We start from the raw sequence: 18,115 nt of genomic DNA on the forward strand, positions 1-18,115 counted from the left end.
TCAAGGAACGGTCGCTTCCTTTGTACTCACCCTCTCGGGCTTTCCTCCGGGCTTCCCTTCGGTCTTGCGTTTCCGACTCTATCAGATCTTTCCGACCCGATTTCCTCGGTGCTTTCCAGGTTTTCGCTCTCGCGTTTCCCTTTCCGGCGGTTCCGACTCTATCAGATCCTTTCGGCGTCTGATCCCCGGTCAGCGGGGTTTGTCTTCCCGGCTGTTCGGCCGTTCCGACGAGTGAGACTTTAGCGGATTCCCGGCCCCCGAGCTAATCGGGGCCCCTGCGTCCTTTCGAACGCGGATTCCTCATTTCGCAAATGCACGCGCCTACGACACGACAGCAGCGCAGTGAAACGACTGGCCGTCGAGTAGAAGGTGGTGCTTGCGGAATGGCTGTCCGGGGACCGACCGGAGTCGGCTCTCACGTCGGACAACTCGAAGAACCCTACGGATGCCACCGGGGTGTGTCAACTCGTGGCGGGACGACACCCCGGCGGTCGTTTCGGTACCTGTGGCCCTGGGGCGGGCGGGGTCAGTCCTTCGTGCCGGCGGCGAGCTCGCGGCTGCGGTCGCGGGCGGCTTCGAGGGCGGCGATCAGGGCGGCGCGCACGCCGTGGTTCTCCAGCTCGCGGATGGCGTTGATGGTCGTACCGGCGGGAGAGGTGACGTTCTCACGCAGCTTGACCGGGTGCTCTCCGCTGTCGCGGAGCATGGTCGCGGCGCCGATCGCGGACTGGACGATCAGGTCGTGGGCCTTGTCGCGGGGCAGGCCGAGCAGGATGCCGGCGTCCGTCATGGCTTCGACGAGATAGAAGAAGTAGGCCGGCCCGGAGCCGGACAGTGCCGTGCAGGCGTCCTGCTGGGACTCGGGGACGCGGAGCGTCTTGCCGACGGCGCCGAAGATCTCCTCGGCGTGGGCCAGGTGGGCCGCGGTGGCGTGGCTGCCGGCGGAGATGACGGACATGGCCTCGTCGACGAGGGCGGGCGTGTTCGTCATGACGCGGACGACCGGGGTGCCGGCGCCGAGGCGGTCCTCGATGAACGCGGTGGTGATGCCCGCGGCGCCGCTGATGACCAGGCGGTCGGCGGGGACGTGGGGGGCGAGTTCGTCGAGGAGGGCGCCCATGTCCTGCGGCTTGACCGTGAGGATCAGGGTGTCCCCGCTCTTGGCGGCCTCGGCGTTGGTGACCGGGGTGACGCCGTAGCGGGTGCGGAGTTCGTCGGCGCGTTCCTGACGGCGGGCCGTGACGAGGAGGTCGGCCGGGGTCCAGCCGCTGCGGATCATTCCGCTGAGCAGGGCTTCGCCGATCTTGCCGGTGCCGAGAACCGCGACTTTCTGCGTCATGGCTGGGGATGCCTCCGAGGGGTGCGTCGTCCTGGGGGCATCCTCGCACCCGCCGGCGGGGGTGGGCCCGTGTTGTCCGGTGGGCGGGACGGCGTACGGGGCGTCTCGGCGCTCGGGCGTGGTTCAGGCCGTACGGCGTCGGAGGGTGGCCGCGCCGAGGGCGAGGACGAGCAGGGCGCAGCCGGCCACGATGACGGTGTCGCGGACGAAGGCGGCGGTCAGGTCGGTGTGGTGGAGGACCTCGTTCATGCCGTCGACGGCGTACGACATGGGCAGGACGTCGGAGATCGCTTCGAGGGCGGGGTGCATGGCGGACCTCGGGGTGAACAGGCCGCACAGGAGCAGCTGCGGGAAGATCACGGCCGGCATGAACTGGACCGCCTGGAATTCGGAGGCCGCGAAGGCCGAGACGAAGAGGCCGAGGGCGGTGCCGAGGAGCGCGTCGAGCAGGGCCACCAGGAGGAGCAGCCAGGGGCTGCCGGTGACGTCCAGGCCGAGGACCCACAGCGCGAGGGCGGTGGCGAGGGCGGACTGGAGGATCGCGACGGCGCCGAAGGCGAGGGCGTAACCGGCGATCAGGTCACCTTTGCCGAGGGGCAGGGCGAGGAGGCGTTCGAGGGTGCCCGAGGTGCGTTCGCGCAGGGTGGCGATGGAGGTCACGAGGAACATCGTGATCAGCGGGAAGATCCCCAGCAGGGACGCGCCGATGCTGTCGAAGGTGCGTGGGCTGCCGTCGAAGACGTAGCGCAGCAGGACCAGCATCAGGCAGGGGACGAGCAGCATCAGCGCGACGGTGCGCGGGTCGTGGGTGAGCTGGCGCAGGACCCGGGTCGCGGTGGCGGTGGTGCGGGCGGGGTGCAGGGCGCGGGCCGGTGTGGTCGTGGTGGTGCTCATCGGGCGGTCTCCTGGGCGCGGGCTGTGGCGGTTGCCTGGTCGACCAGGTGGAGGAAGGCGGCCTCGACGGTGTCGGCGCCGGTGCGGTCGCGCAGGGCCTCGGGGGTGTCCTCGGCGAGGATGCGGCCGTCGCGCATGAGGAGCAGGCGGTGGCAGCGTTCGGCCTCGTCCATGACGTGGGAGGAGACGAGGAGGGTCGCGCCGCGGTCGGTGAGGGTGTGGAAGAGGTTCCACAGGTCGCGGCGCAGGACGGGGTCGAGGCCGGCGGTGGGTTCGTCGAGGACGAGCAGGTCGGGCGTGCCGAGCAGGGCGACGGCGAGGGAGACGCGGCTGCGCTGGCCGCCGGAGAGGTTGCCGGCGAGGGCGTCGGCATGGCGGGTGAGGTCGACGTCGGTGAGGACGCGGTCGACGTCGGCGCGGCGGTCGGGGGTGGCTTGTGCGGGGTGGAGGACTGCCGCGAAGTAGTCGAGGTTCTGGCGGACGGACAGGTCGTCGTAGACGGACGGGGCCTGGGTGACGTAGCCGATGCGGGTGCGCAGGGCGGGGTGGCCGGCGGGGTGGCCGAGGACGTCGAGTGTGCCGGTGACCTTGGCCTGGGTGCCGACGATCGCGCGGATGAGGGTGGATTTGCCGCAGCCGGAGGGGCCGAGCAGGCCGGTGATGCGACCACGCGGGACGGAGAAGTCCACGCCGTGCAGGACGGTGCGGCGGCCGCGGACGACGGTGAGGCCGGTGGCGTGAAGGGCCGGGGGGTCGGTGGGGGGCGCGCCGGACGAGTAATTCATCATGCGATGAATAATGCGCCGGGTGCGGTGCGCCGTCAAGCGCCTGGTGCGGGGCAGCGTCAAGCGCCCGCGGGGCTCGGGGCCTCGCGGGCGCAGGGGTGGTGAGGGGAGAGGGGTGGTGAGCGGGGAGGGGAGGGATGGGGGCGGGAGTGGGGACGGGTCAGGGGGTGCGGGCCACGAGAAGTTCCACGTCGTAGGTCTCCTCCACTGCGCCGTCCGGGAAGGCCGTCAGCAGGTGGGCGCGCTCGGCGGTGAGGAACGCGCGGGCACTGCTGTCGCCGTGGACGAGGAAGACGGAGTGGCTGCCGATGTTGGCGAGGTGGGTGTCGACGGGGACGCGGCGGCTCCAGCGCACCCGGCGGTGCGTGAAGTGGAGGCGGCCGCTGGGGTCGGCGGCGCGTGGGTCGAAGGCGCCTTTCTTCGCGTGGGAGTCCTCGATGCGGAAGTGGCGGGCGATCCGGGTCGCCTGGTCGGCGATCCAGGGCACGTCGAGGGCGCTGGTGTTCCACCACAGTGCGAGTGCGCCGCCCGGACGCAGCACGCGCCGGGCCTCCGGGACCGCGCGGGAGGGGTCGGTCCAGTGCCAGGACTGGGCGTAGGTGAGCAGGTCGACGGAGGCGTCGGCCAGCGGCAGGGCGTTGCCGTCGCCGCGGACGAGCGGCACCTCGGGCAGGCTGCGGCGCAGCTCGGCCGCCATGCCGGCGCCCAGCTCGACGGCGAGGACGTCGGCGCCGCGGCGGGACAGGAGAGCGGTCGCGATACCGGTGCCCGCTCCTACGTCGGCGACGCGCGCGCCGGTGAGGGAGCGGCCGGCGAGCTCCTCGACGACGTCGAACAGCGCGTCGGGGTACGACGGGCGGTGGGCGGCGTACTGGGCCGCCGCGTTGTTGAAGGAGTGGGCGCGGGCGGCGTGGAGGTGGGTCAGGTCGCGGGGTTCCGGTGGGGGGACGCGGGTGGGTTCCGACGTGGCTGCCATGAGGCCATGGTGGCCGGGACGGTCGCCGGGAGCGGGCGGATTTCGCTCACCGCGCTCGCCGCCAGGGGGCTTCTAGGAGCGCCGCCGCTTCCTGGTGGGGTTGCCCGAGCGCTTGGCGGTGCGGCGTCGGTGCTGGTCGAGGGCTTCCTCGTAGGCGGCGCGGTGGAGTTTCTCGCCCGGTGCCTCGGTCAGGGAACGGAAGAAGTAGGCGAGCAGGGAGCCGACGAAGCCGATGGCGAGCAGGCCGCGCAGGTTGGCGTGCCGTTCCGGGTCGGGGTGCCGGCCGAAGGAGTCCCAGGTGTGCCGGAAGGCGAGCGCGCTGCAGATCGCGAACATCGCGACGACCAGCACGGTCACGAAGCTGCCGGTGTCCGCCAGCGCCAGCCCCTCGTAGGCGAAGCGCAGCACGAGGCAGGCGGCCGCCGCGGCGACGAGGGAGCCGACGGCGACGCCGATGCGGCGGGCGGTGTAGCCGTGGGTGTGGTCGACCCAGCTGGTGCCGAAGAAACGCAGGGGTTCCGGGCGGGGGCCGGGGGCGGTGGCCGGAGTGCCGTTCTCGTCGCTCACGCCCTCGATTATGGCTCCGGCCGCCGCCCGGCGGGCCCGGGTCGCGGCCGCCTCGCGGTGCCGCGCCCGGGCCCGCCGTCGGTCAGGCGCTGCGCGGGGCTGTCAGGCGCTGCGCGGGCTGTCAGGCGCAGCGCGGGGCTATGTAGCCGTCGCTGCCCGTGTGCACGTACGCGTCGGAGACGAACTCGCCGTTGCCGATGTTGTCCCAGATGTTGGTCGTGCCGTAGGTGCCGGAGACCCAGGTGCCAGGGGTCTGGCAGTAGACGGGCACCTTGATGCCCAGCGGCAGGATCGTGACGAGCGGGTAGCCGGTGCCGGGGCCGCTGCGCACGTTCAGACGGACGCCGGGCGCCACATCGTAATAGCGCAGCGCCGTCGCGGCCTGGGTCCGCACTGCCTCACCTGCGGTTTCGTCGACATGGTCGACCGACATGATGACCTCCCCCGTTGCACCCCATGTCGCCATGGGGTCCCGTTGATTCCCTCTCGTCGCGTGGTGAAACACCTGTGCGCGACTCGCACGCGAACGCTAGCAAGCCGCCTCTGTCTCGTTCGAGTCATCGACTAGGCTCCGTGCGTCGCGCGCGCGGACGGACAGCACGGGGGGTTCCATGGCGCCACAGAGGAACACCGGGGCGAGCGCGGAAGCGGAACTTCCGGAATACGCCGGTCACTATCTGCTGGAGTCCCGCCTGGGCTCGGGCGGCATGGGCGTCGTCCATCTGGCCCGCAGCGCGTCGGGCATGCGGCTCGCGGTGAAGGTCGTGCACGCCGAGTTCGCCCGGGACCCCGAGTTCCGGGGCCGGTTCCGGCAGGAGATCGTGGCCGCGCGCCGGGTGAGCGGCGCCTTCACCGCGCCCGTCGTCGACGCCGATCCGGAGGCCGAACGGCCCTGGATGGCCACGCTGTTCATCCCCGGGCCCACGCTGTCGGAGCAGGTGAAGCAGAACGGGCCGATGCCGGCGGCGGAGCTGCGCCGGCTGATGGCCGGGCTCGCGGAGGCGCTGCGCGACATCCACCGGGTCGGGGTGGTGCACCGGGATCTGAAGCCGAGCAATGTGCTGCTCGCCGAGGACGGCCCGAAGGTCATCGACTTCGGCATCTCCCGACCCAAGGACAGCGAACTGCGCACCGAGACAGGGAAGTTGATCGGCACGCCGCCGTTCATGGCGCCGGAGCAGTTCCGGCGGCCCCGTCAGGTGGGGCCCGCAGCCGACGTCTTCGCGCTGGGGTCCGTGATGGTGCACGCGGCGACCGGGCGGGGTCCGTTCGACTCCGACAGTCCGTACGTCGTCGCCTACGCGGTCGTGCACGACGAACCGGATCTGACGGGCGTGCCGGGGAACCTCGCGCCGCTGGTGGGACGTTGTCTGGCCAAGGAGCCGGAAGAGCGGCCGACACCGGACGAGCTGATGCGGGAGCTGCGCTCGGTGGCGGCGTCGTACGACACGCAGGCGTTCATACCGGCTCAGCGGACGGGGACGTGGCGGACCGGGGCCTGGCGGACCGGGGCCCGGCGGACTGGGGGCGGCCCAGCGCCGTCCGCGCCGAAGGACAGCCCGGCCAGTGGAGCGGTGGGAGGTGACGCGGGGGCGCAGGAGGGCGACGCGGCGGGAGCAGCGGGCACGGACAAGCGTGCGCGCGGGCGTCGGCGCGCACGGATCGCCGCCGCCGTGGGGGCGGTCGCGCTCGTCGCGGGCGGTGCGTTCGCCGTCGTACCGCTGATCGGCGGCGGGAGCACGGCGGGCGGTACGGCGGCGCGGTCCACGCCGGACGGTTTCGCCGGGTGGGAGGCCGACCCGGTGGCCGGGAGCGGTGGCGGCGCCGCGTGCGCCCTGGGCGCCGGCCGGCTGCTGTGCGCCCGGCCCGGCGTGGTCTTCGCGCTCGACCCCGATGACGGGCGGCTGTTGTGGCGGCACCCCGCCGCGCGGGGGCGCACCGGTGGCCCGCCGGTCGTCGCGGGCGGCCTCGTGTACGCCCCGGAGGACCAGGGGCGGCGGCTGGAGGCGCTCGACCCGGCGTCCGGCGAGGTCCGCAGACGGCAGGACGTGCCGGCGTACGCCGGGTTCCGGGCCGTCGGAGGCATGCTGCTGCTCACCGGTGCGCACGGCACGGTGACGGGCCTGGACGCGGCGACGGGCGCCACGGTGTGGAGCCACCGGGTCGCGGGGCAGGCGATGCCGTCGTTCGAGGGGTTCGCCGGGGACGCGGCGGCGTACGCGGCGAGCGTGTCGGGCGACGGCAAGCACACCCGCGTCACCGCCGTGGATCCACGCACCGGCCGTGTGCGCTGGGAGACCCGGCTGGACGGGATGCTCGACCTCGTCGGCGCCCAGGACGGCTCGGTGTACCTGCTCGACCTCGACCGGGCGTACGGCGAGGCGAAGGCCGTCGTCCGCTACTCGCCCGCGACCGGGGCGACACGCCGCCTCGCGCTGCCCGTCGCCCGGCAGGGGGTGCAGGCCACCGTGCGGAAGGACGTCGTCTACCTCATGGGCGTCGGAGGCTCCTTGGACGCGGTCGACATGGGCGCGCCCCGGCGGCTGTGGTCCCTGGAGACGTCCGTGAGCCGCGCCTCGGCGCCGGCCGCTGACGGCGACCACGTGTACGTCACGGCGGCCGACGGGCGCCTGCTCGCCGTCGACGCCCGCACGGGCGGCCTCGTCGGCCAGACCCGCGCCCGGCTCGGCACCGGCGCGGACCGCATCGCCGCGAACCTGCCCACGCCGGTGGTCGCCGACGGCCGCGTGTACGCCTCCGCACCCGACGGCACGGTGTTCGCGGCGCCGGCGGGGGCACCGGGTCGGTGGTGACTCCTGGCGCCCGGGGGCGGACAGGCGAAGGGCCGCCCCCCAGGGAGCGGCCCTTCGATGTCGTACGGCGAGGTCAGCCCAGCTTGGACACGTCGCGCACCGCGCCCTTGTCGGCGCTGGTGGCCATCGCGGCGTAGGCGCGCAGGGCCGCGGAGACCTTGCGGTCGCGGTTCTTCGGGCGGTAGGCGCCGTTCAGGGCCTGCTCGCGGCGGGCCAGCTCGGCGTCGTCGACCAGCAGCTCGATGGAGCGGCCCGGGATGTCGATGCGGATGCGGTCGCCGTCCTCGACGAGCGCGATCGTGCCGCCGGAAGCCGCCTCGGGAGACGCGTGGCCGATCGACAGGCCGGACGTGCCGCCGGAGAAGCGGCCGTCGGTGACCAGCGCGCACGCCTTGCCCAGGCCCCGGCCCTTCAGGTACGAGGTCGGGTAGAGCATCTCCTGCATGCCGGGGCCGCCCTTGGGGCCCTCGTAGCGGATGACGACGACGTCGCCCTCCTTGACCTGCTGGGTGAGGATCTTCTGGACGGCCTCCTCCTGCGACTCGCAGACCACCGCCGGGCCCTCGAAGGTCCAGATCGACTCGTCGACGCCGGCGGTCTTCACCACACAGCCGTCGACGGCGAGGTTGCCCCTGAGGACCGCGAGGCCGCCGTCCTTGGAGTAGGCGTGCTCGGCGGAGCGGATGCAGCCGCCCTCGGCGTCGGTGTCCAGCGCCTCCCAGCGCTCGGACTGGGAGAAGGCCTCGGCGGAGCGGACGCAGCCGGGCGCCGCGTGCCACAGCTCGACGGCCTCGGGCGACGGGGAGCCGCCGCGCACGTCCCAGGTCTTGAGCCAGTCCGCCAGCGACGGGCTGTGCACCGAGTGCACGCCCTCGTTCAGCAGACCGGCCCGGTGCAGCTCGCCGAGGAGGGCCGGGATGCCGCCGGCGCGGTGCACGTCCTCCATGTAGTACGTGCGGTCCTTGGCGACGTTCGGCGCGACCTTCGCCAGGCACGGGACCCGGCGGGAGACGGCGTCGATCTGCTCCAGGCCGAAGGGCACGTCCGCCTCCTGGGCGGCGGCCAGCAGGTGCAGGATCGTGTTGGTGGAGCCGCCCATCGCGATGTCGAGGGCCATGGCGTTCTCGAACGCCTCGATCGTGGCGATGTTGCGCGGCAGGGCGGAGTCGTCGTCCTGCTCGTAGTAGCGGTGGACGAGGTCCATCACGGTGCGCGCGGCGTTGACGTAGAGCTGCTTGCGCGCGGTGTGGGTGGCCAGGACCGAGCCGTTGCCGGGCAGGGACAGGCCGATGGCCTCGGTCAGGCAGTTCATCGAGTTGGCGGTGAACATGCCGGAACAGGAGCCGCAGGTCGGACAGGCGTTCTCCTCGATACGGAGCATGTCCGCGTCCGAGATCTTCTCGTTGACGGCCTCGGACATCGCGTCGACCAGGTCGAGCGTGCGGACCGTGCCGTCGACGAGGGTGGCGCGGCCGGACTCCATCGGGCCGCCGGAGACGAAGACCGTCGGGATGTTCAGGCGCAGGGCCGCGTTCAGCATGCCCGGCGTGATCTTGTCGCAGTTGGAGATGCAGACCAGGGCGTCGGCGCAGTGCGCCTCGACCATGTACTCCACGCTGTCCGCGATCAGGTCGCGGGAGGGCAGGGAGTACAGCATGCCGCCGTGGCCCATCGCGATGCCGTCGTCGACGGCGATCGTGTTGAACTCGCGCGGGATGCCGCCCGCCTCCGTGATCGCCTCGCTGACGATGCGGCCGACCGGGGCCAGGTGCGTGTGGCCGGGGACGAACTCGGTGAAGCTGTTGGCGACCGCGATGATGGGCTTCCGGCCGATGTCCGCACCCGGTACACCGGAGGCGCGCATCAGGGCGCGGGCGCCCGCCATGTTGCGGCCGTGGGTGACTGTGCGGGACCTCAGCTCGGGCATCGTCGCTCGCTCCTTCTAAGACCTTCGGTCAGAGAACTCTGACTGCAGTCGAGCGTACGCCGGTCATCCAGGGGCCGGGACAGGGTGTCCGGAATGCGGGACGGGCGTCTCGCCGTACAGCGTCCGTCAGCCGCCCGTCAGGTGCGTCTGTACGACCGGGGCGAGGCGGGCGATGATCTGTTCGACGTCCACCGACGCCAGCGGCTCCACCTTGATCACGTACCGCAGCATCACCGTGCCGACCAGCTGCGCGGCCGCCAGCTCGGCGCGCAGCTCGGCGTCCGCGGTCCGCAGCTCCCCGGCGACCCGGCGCAGCAGCTGCGCGGAGACCAGGCGGCGCAGGGCGGCCGCCGCGGTCTCGTTGTTCACGGCCGAGCGGACGATCGCGAGCAGCGATGTCCGGGTGACGGGGTTCTCCCAGAGGCCGAAGAGCAGGCGCGTCATGCGCTCGCCGACATCGGCGAGGGGGCCGGCCAGGGCCGCGTCGCGCGTCGCCAGGGCCGGTGCGAAGGCGACCTCGATGGCCGCTTCGAAGATCTGTTCCTTGGTGCCGAAGTAGTGGTGGACGAGCGCCGAGTCGACACCGGCGGCCTTGGCGATGCCGCGCACGGACGTCTTGTCGTAGCCCCGCTCGGAGAACTCCTCGCGGGCCGCGCTCAGGATGCGGTCCCGGGTGCCGGCCGACTCCGTACGCGGCGGCCGCCCCCGGCGACGGGCGCCGGCGGGCAGGTCGGCCGGGGGCGGGGGGTCGCCGTGGTCCGTCGGCGGCGGGGCCGGAGGGTCGCCGTGGTCCGCCGGGGCCGGGGGGGCGCCGTGGTCCGCCGGGGCCGGGGGGGCGCCGTGGTCCGCCGGGGCGGGGGCCGGGGTGTCGCGGTGGTCCGTCGGCGGTCGCCGCGGTTCGTCGCCGTGGTCCGCCGGGGCCGGGGTGTCGCCGTGGCCCGCCGGGGCCGGGGCCGGGGTGTCGCCGTGGTCCGTCGGCGGTCGCCGCGGTTCGTCGCCGCGGTCCGCCGGGGCCGGGGAGTCGCCGTGGTCCGTCATCGGCGGGGCACCTTCACCGCGGACGCCAGGTGCAGGCGGGTGAAGGCCAGGGCCTCGGCGAGGTCGGCCTCGCGCTCCGCGCCGGACATGGCGCGGCGGGTGTTGACCTCGACGACGACATGGCCGTCGAAGCCGTTCAGGGCGAGCCGCTCCAGCACCTCCGCGCAGGGCTGCGTGCCACGGCCGGGCACCAGATGCTCGTCCTTGGCCGAACCGCGGCCGTCGGCGAGGTGCACATGGCCGAGGCGGTCGCCCATGCGGTCGATCATGGCGATCGCGTCGGTGCGGGCGGTCGCGGTGTGGCTGAGATCGATCGTGAAGTGGCGGTAGTCGTCCTTCGTGACGTCCCACTCGGGGGCGTACGCGAGCATCTCGCGGTCGCGGTAGCGCCAGGGGTACATGTTCTCGACGGCGAACCGCACATCCGTCTCGTTCGCCATGCGCCAGATGCCGTCCACGAAGTCCCGGGCGTACTGGCGCTGCCAGCGGAAGGGCGGGTGGACGACGACCGTGCTCGCGCCGAGCTTCTCGGCGGCCGCCTGGGCGCGCTGCAGCTTGGTCCACGGGTCGGTGGACCACACCCGCTGCGTGATCAGCAGGCAGGGGGCGTGCACGGCGAGGACCGGGATGCGGTGGTAGTCGCTGAGTCTGCGCAGCGCCTCGATGTCCTGGCTGACCGGGTCGGTCCACACCATGACCTCGACACCGTCGTAACCGAGGCGCGCGGCGATCTCGAAGGCCGTGGCCGTCGACTCCGGATACACCGAGGCCGTCGACAGCGCGACCTTCGCATCCGGGATCCGTACGACTGGCTCTGCCATGGGGGACAGGTTACGGGGTGCGGCGTTGTGGACGCCGGGTCCCCAATGGCCGTTGTGGCGAGCGCCATACGCGGCTGCGGGCCGGCGAGGGTGCGGGTGCGTTGTGGTTGCGCGCGCCCGCGCTGCGGAGCCGTACGTCGGCAGCGCCGCGCCCCTCAGGGCGTTACGCCGACCCCATGTGGTCGAGGCGTCGCAAGATCACTCCCTCCCGCAGGGCCCACGGGCAGACTTCCAGGGCCTCCACCTCGAACAGGTCCATCGCGCCCTCGGCGACCAGCGCGCCGGCGAGGAGCTGGCCCGCGCGGCCCTCGGAGACGCCGGGGAGTTCGGAACGCTGGGCGGCGGTCATGTCGGCGAGCTTGGGGACCCACGCCTCCAGGCTCTCCCGCTTCAGCTCCCGCTGGGCGTACAGGCCCTCAGCGGAGCGGGCGGCGCCTGCGATGCGGGCCAGCTGCTTGAAGGTCTTGGAGGTGGCGACCACGTGGTCCGGGGCGCCGAAGCGGCTGAATTCGCCGACCGTACGGGCGATCTGCGCGCGGACGTGACGGCGCAGGGCGCGGACGTCCTCGGGGTCGGGCGGGTCGCCGGGCAGCCAGCCCGCGGTGAGGCGGCCGGCGCCCAGCGGCAGCGACACGGCCGTGTCCGGCTCCTCGTCCATGCCGTAGGCGATCTCCAGGGAGCCGCCGCCGATGTCGAGGACCAGCAGCTTCCCGGCCGACCAGCCGAACCAGCGGCGGACGGCGAGGAAGGTGAGGCGGGCCTCCTCCTCGCCGGTGAGCACCTGCAGCTCGACACCGGTCTCCTCACGCACGCGCGCGAGGACGTCGTCGGCGTTGCCGGCCTCGCGGACGGCGGAGGTGGCGAAGGGCACCAGGTCCTCCACGCCCTTGTCCTCGGCGGCCTGGAGGGCGTCCTTGACGACGGCCACCAGTTTGTCGACGCCCTCGGAGCCTATGCAGCCCTCGTCGTCCAGGAGTTGGGCGAGCCGCAGCTCCGTCTTGTGCGAGTGCGCGGGCAGCGGGCGCGCGCCGGGGTGCGCGTCCACCACCAGCAGGTGCACCGTGTTCGATCCCACGTCGAGGACACCGAGTCTCATGTAGGGAACGCTACTGCCAGCCACGCTGCCTTCGGCCCCGCGTGCGGTGCCGGGACGGGCCCCTGGCGACTTACCCTGGACGGGTGCCAAAGACGAAAAAGGCGAAGGACGAAAAGCCGACCAAGACGGCGAAGGCCGAAAAGTCGACCAAATCCTCCAAGGTTCCTTCGCAGGCGAAGGCGGTGAAGACAGCGAAGGCGAAGAAGGCCCGGCTGGGGGCGGAGGCGGCGGTGTCCGACGAGAAGGGCCTCGACTTCGCACGCGCGTGGGTGGAGTTCCCGGATCCGGCGGACGACGACCAGGTCTTCCGGTGCGATCTGACATGGCTGACCTCCCGCTGGAACTGCATCTTCGGCAGCGGCTGCCAGGGCATCCAGGCGGGCCGCGCGGACGACGGGTGCTGCACGCTGGGCGCGCACTTCTCCGACGAGGACGACGAGCAGCGGGTCGCCGGGCATGTGGCGCGGCTCACGCCGGAGATCTGGCAGCACCACGCCGAGGGCACGAAGAACGGCTGGGTGTCCGAGGACGAGGACGGTGAGCGGCAGACCCGGCCCTTCCAGGGCTCCTGCATCTTCCAGAACCGGCCCGGCTTCGCCGGCGGCGCGGGCTGCTCGCTGCACATCCTGGCCCTGCGCGAGGGCCGCGAGCCGCTGGAGACCAAGCCGGACGTGTGCTGGCAGCTGCCGATCCGGCGGACCTTCGACTGGATCGACCGGCCCGACGACACGCGCGTGCTCCAGGTGTCCATCGGTGAGTACGACCGCCGGGGCTGGGGTCCGGGCGGCCACGACCTGCACTGGTGGTGCACGTCGGCGACCTCGGCGCACGGCGGGGGCGAGCCGGTGTACGTCTCCTACCGGGCGGAGCTGACCGAGCTGATGGGCAAGGCCGGCTACGACCGGCTGGCCGAGCTGTGCGAGGAGCGGCTGGCATCCCAGCTGCCGCTCCTCGCCCCACACCCGGCGGACCCGGCCGGCTGACGGAGCGGCTCGGGGGCGCGGCGGGCGCGAGTGCCGAGCCGGCGAGCCCGTAAGCCGCGAGCGACGAGCCCGCGGGCGCATAGCCCGCGGGTGCGTGCTTCGCGGCCGCATAGCCCGCGGGTGCGTGGCCCGCGGGTGCGTGGCCCGCGGGTGCGTGGCCCGCGGGTGCGTTTTTTCGGCGCCGTACGCGTGAGGCGTACGGCGCCGTGTCGTGTCCGGTGTCACGACGTCGTCGGGCTCGGGTCGCCGCTGTCGCCGGGCGGCGGGGTCGAGCCACCGGGGTCGGTGGAGCCGCCCGGGTCGGACGGGGTGGACGCGGTGGGCGTGGGGTCGGGGGACGACGGCGGGCTGCTCGGGGTGGGCGAGCCGCCCGGGTCCGAGGGAGCCGAGGTGGTGGGCGTCGGGTCGGGGTCGGACGGGGGCGGGGCCGTGGGGCTGCCCGGGCCGGGTCCCGTGCCGGGGTCGGAGGGGCTGGGCGCGGTGCCGTAGCCCTCGATGGAGACGATGGCGCCGGCGGGTGCGATCGCCACCCGCGCGCTCCAGTGGCCGGACGGCTCGCGCAGGGGGTCGACGTGCACCTGGATCGTGAACGACTCGCCGGGTTGGAGGGTTCCCGAGGTCTGGCTGAAGTAGAGCCAGTGGGCCGAGGTGGTGGCCGACCAGCGCACGGGGCCCGAGCCGGTCGCGGTGAGGGTGATCAGGGTGGTGTCGCCCCGGTTGCCGGCGGTCACCTCCAGGTCCGTGCCCCGGGTGCCGGCTCCGGCGACGCTGACGACCTCGACCGAGACGTCGCCGTCCTCGCCGTGGCCGAACCGGGCGCCGGGTTTGGTGCTGGCGTTGCCCGCGTTCTCGTAGCCGCCGCTCGCCGTCTCGCCGTCGAGCGTGCTCGCGCCGTGGTCCTGGCGGGCGGTGGCCGGGCCGCCGGCGGTGCCCTCGCCGACGGGTGCGCCCCGGTAGGCGGCCCACAGGGCGAGCACGGGGGCGGCGACGACCGTGGCGACGACGGTCGTGGTCACGGCACGCGCGCGCAGGCGGTCGCGGCGGGCCGCGCGGTCCTTGGGGTCCAGGGGGAAGCCGCGCCGGTCGAAGCGCGGCACGGCGAGGCCACGCGCGCGTGGATGGTGCGCGAGGGCGACGTGCAGGGCCGCGCGGGGCGCCTCCAGCACGGGCAGCTCGGCGGGGGTGACGCCGGCGCCGGGCCAGCGGCCGGGGACCGCGCGCTCGGCGGTGCGACGGCAGCGGGGGCAGTCGTCGACGTGCCGGACCAGTTCGCGGCGCAGGGTGCTGCTCAGCACGAAACGGCCGTCGCCGGTCAGGCGGGCGACGCTCGCGCAGGCGCCGGTCTCCACGACGGCGAGCGCCGCGCGCGTGCGCTCCACCTCACAGGCCGCGGTGGCCAGCAGTTCGCGGGCGGCGGCGAGGTCCAGGCCGAGCACGGCGGCGACCTCGTGGGCGGCCAGGTGGTGGCGCACGGCGAGTTCCAGTGCCTCGCGCTGCTCGGGCGTGGTGCCGGCGGCCTCGGGCCAGGCGAGCAGACCCAGTTCGCGGCGCCGCTGCTCCTGCGTCTGCGGGGCGACCGGCACCGTGGTCTCCGGCTGCTTGCCGGGGCCGGGGCGGCTTGCGGCGTGGGTGGCCTGACGTTTCTGCTTGGCCTCGGCGAGCCCCCGCAGGCACGCCCAGCGGGCCAGCGCGTACAGCCAGGCGCGGCGGTCCCCGGCGGCCTCCGGCACGCGCGTGCCGCGCCGCTCGGCGAGCGCGAGTGCGTCGGCGAGGGCGGCGGTGGCCGCGTCGTGGTCGCACAGGACGGACAGGCAGTAGGTGAACAGGCCGTCGAGATACGGCTCATAGCGCGCGGGCGGGCGCTGCGCCAGGGTGCGCGCCGCCGCGCGGTCGCGCGCCTCCCGGTGCGCCCGGTGTGCGCCGGTGGTGCGGGTCGAGGTCTCCGGACTGCTGCTCATCACCCGTGCGACCGTAGGCGGCACGAGCAGGCCCTCTCGGGCGCCTTGAGCTCTTTTAATCCGTACGGGTGAAACGATCCCTCAATAGGGGACAGGAGCCCTCCGTTCCGTGGCCGGTTCCGGGCGGGAGGTGGCCGGTTCCCATCCGGCGAGCGCGGGCTCCCCCCTCCCCCGCCCACACCGCCGTACCGCCGCCGGAGCCCCGCTGTCAGACCCGGCCGCTACGGTGTGCTCCATGGCTGCCCGTACCAAGACCACCAAGGACCGTCCTTCCTACCGCTGCACGGAATGCGGCTGGCAGACGGCGAAGTGGCTCGGCCGCTGCGCCGAGTGCCAGGCCTGGGGCACGGTCGAGGAGTACGGCGCACCCGCGGTCCGCACCACCGCACCGGGCCGTGTCACCACTTCCGCGCTGCCCATCGGCCAGGTCGACGGCCGGCAGGCCACCGCCCGCCCCACCGGTGTGCCGGAGCTGGACCGCGTCCTCGGCGGCGGCCTGGTCCCCGGCGCGGTCGTGCTCGTCGCCGGTGAGCCCGGCGTCGGCAAGTCCACCCTCCTCCTCGACGTCGCCGCCAAGTCGGCCAGCGAGGAGCACCCCACTCTCTACGTCACCGGCGAGGAGTCCGCGAGCCAGGTCCGGCTGCGCGCCGACCGGATCAAAGCGATCGACGACCACCTCTACCTCGCCGCCGAGACCGACCTCTCGGCCGTGCTCGGCCACCTGGACGCGGTCAAGCCGTCCCTGCTGGTCATGGACTCGGTGCAGACCGTGGCCTCCCCGGAGATCGACGGCGCGCCCGGCGGCATGGCCCAGGTCCGCGAGGTCGCGGGCGCCCTCATCCGCGCTTCCAAGGAGCGCGGCATGTCCACGCTGCTCGTGGGCCATGTCACCAAGGACGGCACGATCGCCGGACCTCGTCTGCTGGAGCACCTCGTGGACGTGGTGCTGCACTTCGAGGGCGACCGGCACGCGCGTCTGCGCCTGGTGCGCGGCGTGAAGAACCGCTACGGCACCACGGACGAGGTCGGCTGCTTCGAACTGCACGACGAGGGCATCACGGGCCTCGCCGACCCGAGCGGACTCTTCCTGACCCGTCGTGACGAACCGGTCCCGGGGACCTGCCTGACGGTCACCCTGGAGGGCCGCCGCCCGCTGGTGGCGGAGGTCCAGGCGCTCACGGTGGACTCGCAGATCCCCTCCCCGCGCCGTACGACATCCGGCCTGGAGACGTCCCGGGTGTCGATGATGCTGGCCGTGCTGGAGCAGCGCGGCCGGATCAGCGCACTGGGCAAAAGGGACATCTACTCCGCGACGGTCGGCGGCGTGAAGCTGTCGGAGCCGGCCGCGGACCTGGCGATCGCCCTCGCCCTGGCCTCCGCCGCCAGCGACACCCCCCTGCCGAAGAACCTGGTCGCGATCGGCGAGGTGGGTCTGGCGGGCGAGGTCAGACGGGTCACGGGCGTGCAGCGGCGTCTCTCCGAGGCGCACCGGCTGGGCTTCACGCACGCGCTCGTGCCGGGCGACCCGGGCAGGGTCCCGCCCGGTATGAAGGTCCTGGAAGTCGCCGACATAGGGGACGCGCTGCGGGTGCTGCCGCGCTCCCGTCGCCGAGAGGCCCCACGGGAGCCGGAGGACCGCCGGTAGACTTTGCCCTGGTCTCGCCCGTCCGTACGAACCGAGTGCGCAACGGGAGCACCCCAGAACCTGCGACCGGAGGAGTGCAGTGGCAGCCAACGACCGGGCAGCAGCTCCCGGAAAGTCCGGTGGGAGTGCCGGTTCCGATGGCCTGATGCGCGCCTCACTGAGCGCTGTGGCACCGGGTACGTCCCTGCGGGACGGCCTCGAACGGGTGCTGCGCGGCAACACCGGCGGTCTGATCGTGCTCGGCTTCGACAAGACGGTCGAGACGATGTCCACCGGCGGCTTCGTCCTGGACGTGGAGTTCACCGCGACCCGGCTGCGCGAGCTGTGCAAGCTGGACGGCGGCATCGTGCTCTCCTCGGACCTGTCGAAGATCCTTCGGGCGGGCGTCCAGTTCGTGCCCGACGCGACGATCCCTACGGAGGAGACCGGCACCCGGCACCGCACGGCGGACCGGGTCTCCAAGCAGGTCGGCTTCCCGGTCGTCTCCGTCTCGCAGTCGATGCGGCTGATCGCCCTGTACGTCGACGGGCAGCGCCGTGTCCTGGAGGATTCGGCGGCGATCCTGTCCCGCGCGAACCAGGCACTGGCCACCCTGGAGCGCTACAAGCTGCGCCTGGACGAGGTCGCGGGCACGCTGTCGGCGCTGGAGATCGAGGACCTGGTGACGGTCCGGGACGTCTCCGCGGTGGCCCAGCGGCTGGAGATGGTGCGCCGCATCGCCACCGAAATCGCCGAATACGTGGTCGAACTGGGCACCGACGGGCGGTTGCTCGCCCTCCAGCTCGACGAGTTGATCGCCGGCGTCGAGCCCGAGCGTGAGCTGGTCGTGCGGGACTACGTCCCCGAGCCGACCGCGAAGCGTTCCCGCACGGTCGAGGAGGCACTGGCCGAGCTGGACAAGCTCAGCCACGCCGAGCTGCTGGAGCTGTCCACGGTGGCCCGCGCCCTGGGTTACACCGGCTCCCCCGAGGCCCTCGACTCCGCGGTCTCCCCGCGCGGCTTCCGGCTGCTCGCGAAGGTCCCGCGGCTGCCCGGCGCCATCATCGACCGCCTGGTGGAGCACTTCGGCGGCCTGCAGAAGCTGCTCGCCGCCAGCGTCGACGACCTGCAGACGGTCGACGGCGTCGGCGAGGCCCGCGCCCGCAGCGTCCGCGAGGGCCTGTCCCGGCTGGCGGAGTCGTCGATCCTGGAGCGGTACGTCTAGCCTCCGGCGGTTCGTGAACCGCTGACACGCGCGAGGGGTGCCGCCCGATCTGGCCGGCACCCCTTGTCG

The 18,115-nt window shown here is 73.3% G+C and carries 15 protein-coding genes; 4 read left to right on the forward strand and 11 right to left on the reverse strand.

Translation table 11 applies throughout. The annotated features are described in order from the left end of the window. Positions 1 to 526: 526 nt before the first annotated feature. The 6 genes from proC to AC0B9F_RS31055 form a co-directional block, all read right to left on the reverse strand. On the reverse strand, positions 527 to 1,339 hold the full coding sequence (proC, locus tag AC0B9F_RS31030) for a pyrroline-5-carboxylate reductase (RefSeq protein ID WP_472008123.1): 813 nt from the start codon (positions 1,337 to 1,339) through the stop codon (positions 527 to 529). A 123-nt stretch (positions 1,340 to 1,462) separates the two neighbouring features. Beyond that, positions 1,463 to 2,233 (reverse strand): ABC transporter permease, encoded by a 771-nt coding sequence (locus AC0B9F_RS31035; RefSeq protein ID WP_472008125.1) that lies wholly within the window; start codon positions 2,231 to 2,233, stop codon positions 1,463 to 1,465. Further along, positions 2,230 to 3,021, reverse strand: coding sequence for an ABC transporter ATP-binding protein (locus AC0B9F_RS31040; protein ID WP_472008126.1), 792 nt, complete (start codon positions 3,019 to 3,021; stop codon positions 2,230 to 2,232). Before AC0B9F_RS31040 ends, AC0B9F_RS31035 begins: the two co-directional genes overlap by 4 nt. A gap of 157 nt (positions 3,022 to 3,178) precedes the next feature. Then, entirely contained in the window at positions 3,179 to 3,994 is an 816-nt protein-coding gene (locus AC0B9F_RS31045; RefSeq protein WP_472008128.1) for a class I SAM-dependent methyltransferase, read from the reverse strand. A 72-nt stretch (positions 3,995 to 4,066) separates the two neighbouring features. Further along, positions 4,067 to 4,561 (reverse strand): EamA/RhaT family transporter, encoded by a 495-nt coding sequence (locus AC0B9F_RS31050; protein WP_472008130.1) that lies wholly within the window; start codon positions 4,559 to 4,561, stop codon positions 4,067 to 4,069. Between the two features lie 121 nt (positions 4,562 to 4,682). Further along, positions 4,683 to 4,994 carry an SH3 domain-containing protein gene (locus AC0B9F_RS31055; protein WP_472008132.1) on the reverse strand — a complete coding sequence of 104 codons (312 nt, stop codon included), beginning with the start codon at positions 4,992 to 4,994 and terminating at the stop codon, positions 4,683 to 4,685. A gap of 178 nt (positions 4,995 to 5,172) precedes the next feature. Between AC0B9F_RS31055 and AC0B9F_RS31060 the strand changes: the two genes are divergently transcribed. Beyond that, on the forward strand, positions 5,173 to 7,374 hold the full coding sequence (locus AC0B9F_RS31060) for an outer membrane protein assembly factor BamB family protein (protein WP_472008134.1): 2,202 nt from the start codon (positions 5,173 to 5,175) through the stop codon (positions 7,372 to 7,374). A gap of 73 nt (positions 7,375 to 7,447) precedes the next feature. Here the strand turns inward: AC0B9F_RS31060 and ilvD are convergent, their stop codons facing one another. The 4 genes from ilvD to AC0B9F_RS31080 form a co-directional block, all read right to left on the reverse strand. Then, positions 7,448 to 9,301, reverse strand: coding sequence for a dihydroxy-acid dehydratase (ilvD, locus tag AC0B9F_RS31065; protein WP_472008135.1), 1,854 nt, complete (start codon positions 9,299 to 9,301; stop codon positions 7,448 to 7,450). 126 nt (positions 9,302 to 9,427) lie between these two features. Continuing rightward, positions 9,428 to 10,030 (reverse strand): TetR/AcrR family transcriptional regulator, encoded by a 603-nt coding sequence (locus AC0B9F_RS31070; protein ID WP_472008497.1) that lies wholly within the window; start codon positions 10,028 to 10,030, stop codon positions 9,428 to 9,430. A 305-nt stretch (positions 10,031 to 10,335) separates the two neighbouring features. Continuing rightward, positions 10,336 to 11,160, reverse strand: a complete 825-nt coding sequence (locus AC0B9F_RS31075; protein ID WP_472008137.1) for a sugar phosphate isomerase/epimerase family protein — start codon at positions 11,158 to 11,160, stop codon at positions 10,336 to 10,338. 163 nt (positions 11,161 to 11,323) lie between these two features. After that, positions 11,324 to 12,256, reverse strand: coding sequence for a Ppx/GppA family phosphatase (locus AC0B9F_RS31080; RefSeq protein ID WP_472008139.1), 933 nt, complete (start codon positions 12,254 to 12,256; stop codon positions 11,324 to 11,326). A gap of 83 nt (positions 12,257 to 12,339) precedes the next feature. Here AC0B9F_RS31080 and AC0B9F_RS31085 point away from each other — a divergent pair, with 83 nt between their 5' ends. Further along, a complete protein-coding gene (locus AC0B9F_RS31085) occupies positions 12,340 to 13,239 on the forward strand; it encodes a DUF3109 family protein (RefSeq protein WP_472008140.1) in 900 nt (299 codons plus the stop codon). Between the two features lie 221 nt (positions 13,240 to 13,460). Here the strand turns inward: AC0B9F_RS31085 and AC0B9F_RS31090 are convergent, their stop codons facing one another. After that, a complete protein-coding gene (locus AC0B9F_RS31090; RefSeq protein WP_472008142.1) occupies positions 13,461 to 15,197 on the reverse strand; it encodes a BACON domain-containing protein in 1,737 nt (578 codons plus the stop codon). Positions 15,198 to 15,432: 235 nt separating this feature from the next. Between AC0B9F_RS31090 and radA the strand changes: the two genes are divergently transcribed. Together radA and disA are read left to right on the forward strand one after the other, a co-directional pair. Continuing rightward, positions 15,433 to 16,842, forward strand: coding sequence for a DNA repair protein RadA (gene radA, locus AC0B9F_RS31095; RefSeq protein WP_472008144.1), 1,410 nt, complete (start codon positions 15,433 to 15,435; stop codon positions 16,840 to 16,842). A 79-nt stretch (positions 16,843 to 16,921) separates the two neighbouring features. Next, entirely contained in the window at positions 16,922 to 18,046 is a 1,125-nt protein-coding gene (disA, locus tag AC0B9F_RS31100; protein ID WP_472008146.1) for a DNA integrity scanning diadenylate cyclase DisA, read from the forward strand. Positions 18,047 to 18,115: the final 69 nt, after the last annotated feature.

This window comes from Streptomyces sp. NPDC097129, from assembly GCF_055668065.1.

Coding starts and splice junctions, on each gene's coding strand:
- ilvD (WP_472008135.1), bottom strand. CDS start 9,301: ATGCCCGAGCTGAGGTCCCGCACAGTCACCCACGGCCGCAACATGGCG.
- radA (WP_472008144.1), top strand. CDS start 15,433: ATGGCTGCCCGTACCAAGACCACCAAGGACCGTCCTTCCTACCGCTGC.
- AC0B9F_RS31075 (WP_472008137.1), bottom strand. CDS start 11,160: ATGGCAGAGCCAGTCGTACGGATCCCGGATGCGAAGGTCGCGCTGTCG.
- proC (WP_472008123.1), bottom strand. CDS start 1,339: ATGACGCAGAAAGTCGCGGTTCTCGGCACCGGCAAGATCGGCGAAGCC.
- AC0B9F_RS31080 (WP_472008139.1), bottom strand. CDS start 12,256: ATGAGACTCGGTGTCCTCGACGTGGGATCGAACACGGTGCACCTGCTG.
- AC0B9F_RS31060 (WP_472008134.1), top strand. CDS start 5,173: ATGGCGCCACAGAGGAACACCGGGGCGAGCGCGGAAGCGGAACTTCCG.
- AC0B9F_RS31035 (WP_472008125.1), bottom strand. CDS start 2,233: ATGAGCACCACCACGACCACACCGGCCCGCGCCCTGCACCCCGCCCGC.
- AC0B9F_RS31040 (WP_472008126.1), bottom strand. CDS start 3,021: ATGATGAATTACTCGTCCGGCGCGCCCCCCACCGACCCCCCGGCCCTT.
- AC0B9F_RS31055 (WP_472008132.1), bottom strand. CDS start 4,994: ATGTCGGTCGACCATGTCGACGAAACCGCAGGTGAGGCAGTGCGGACC.
- AC0B9F_RS31090 (WP_472008142.1), bottom strand. CDS start 15,197: ATGAGCAGCAGTCCGGAGACCTCGACCCGCACCACCGGCGCACACCGG.
- AC0B9F_RS31045 (WP_472008128.1), bottom strand. CDS start 3,994: ATGGCAGCCACGTCGGAACCCACCCGCGTCCCCCCACCGGAACCCCGC.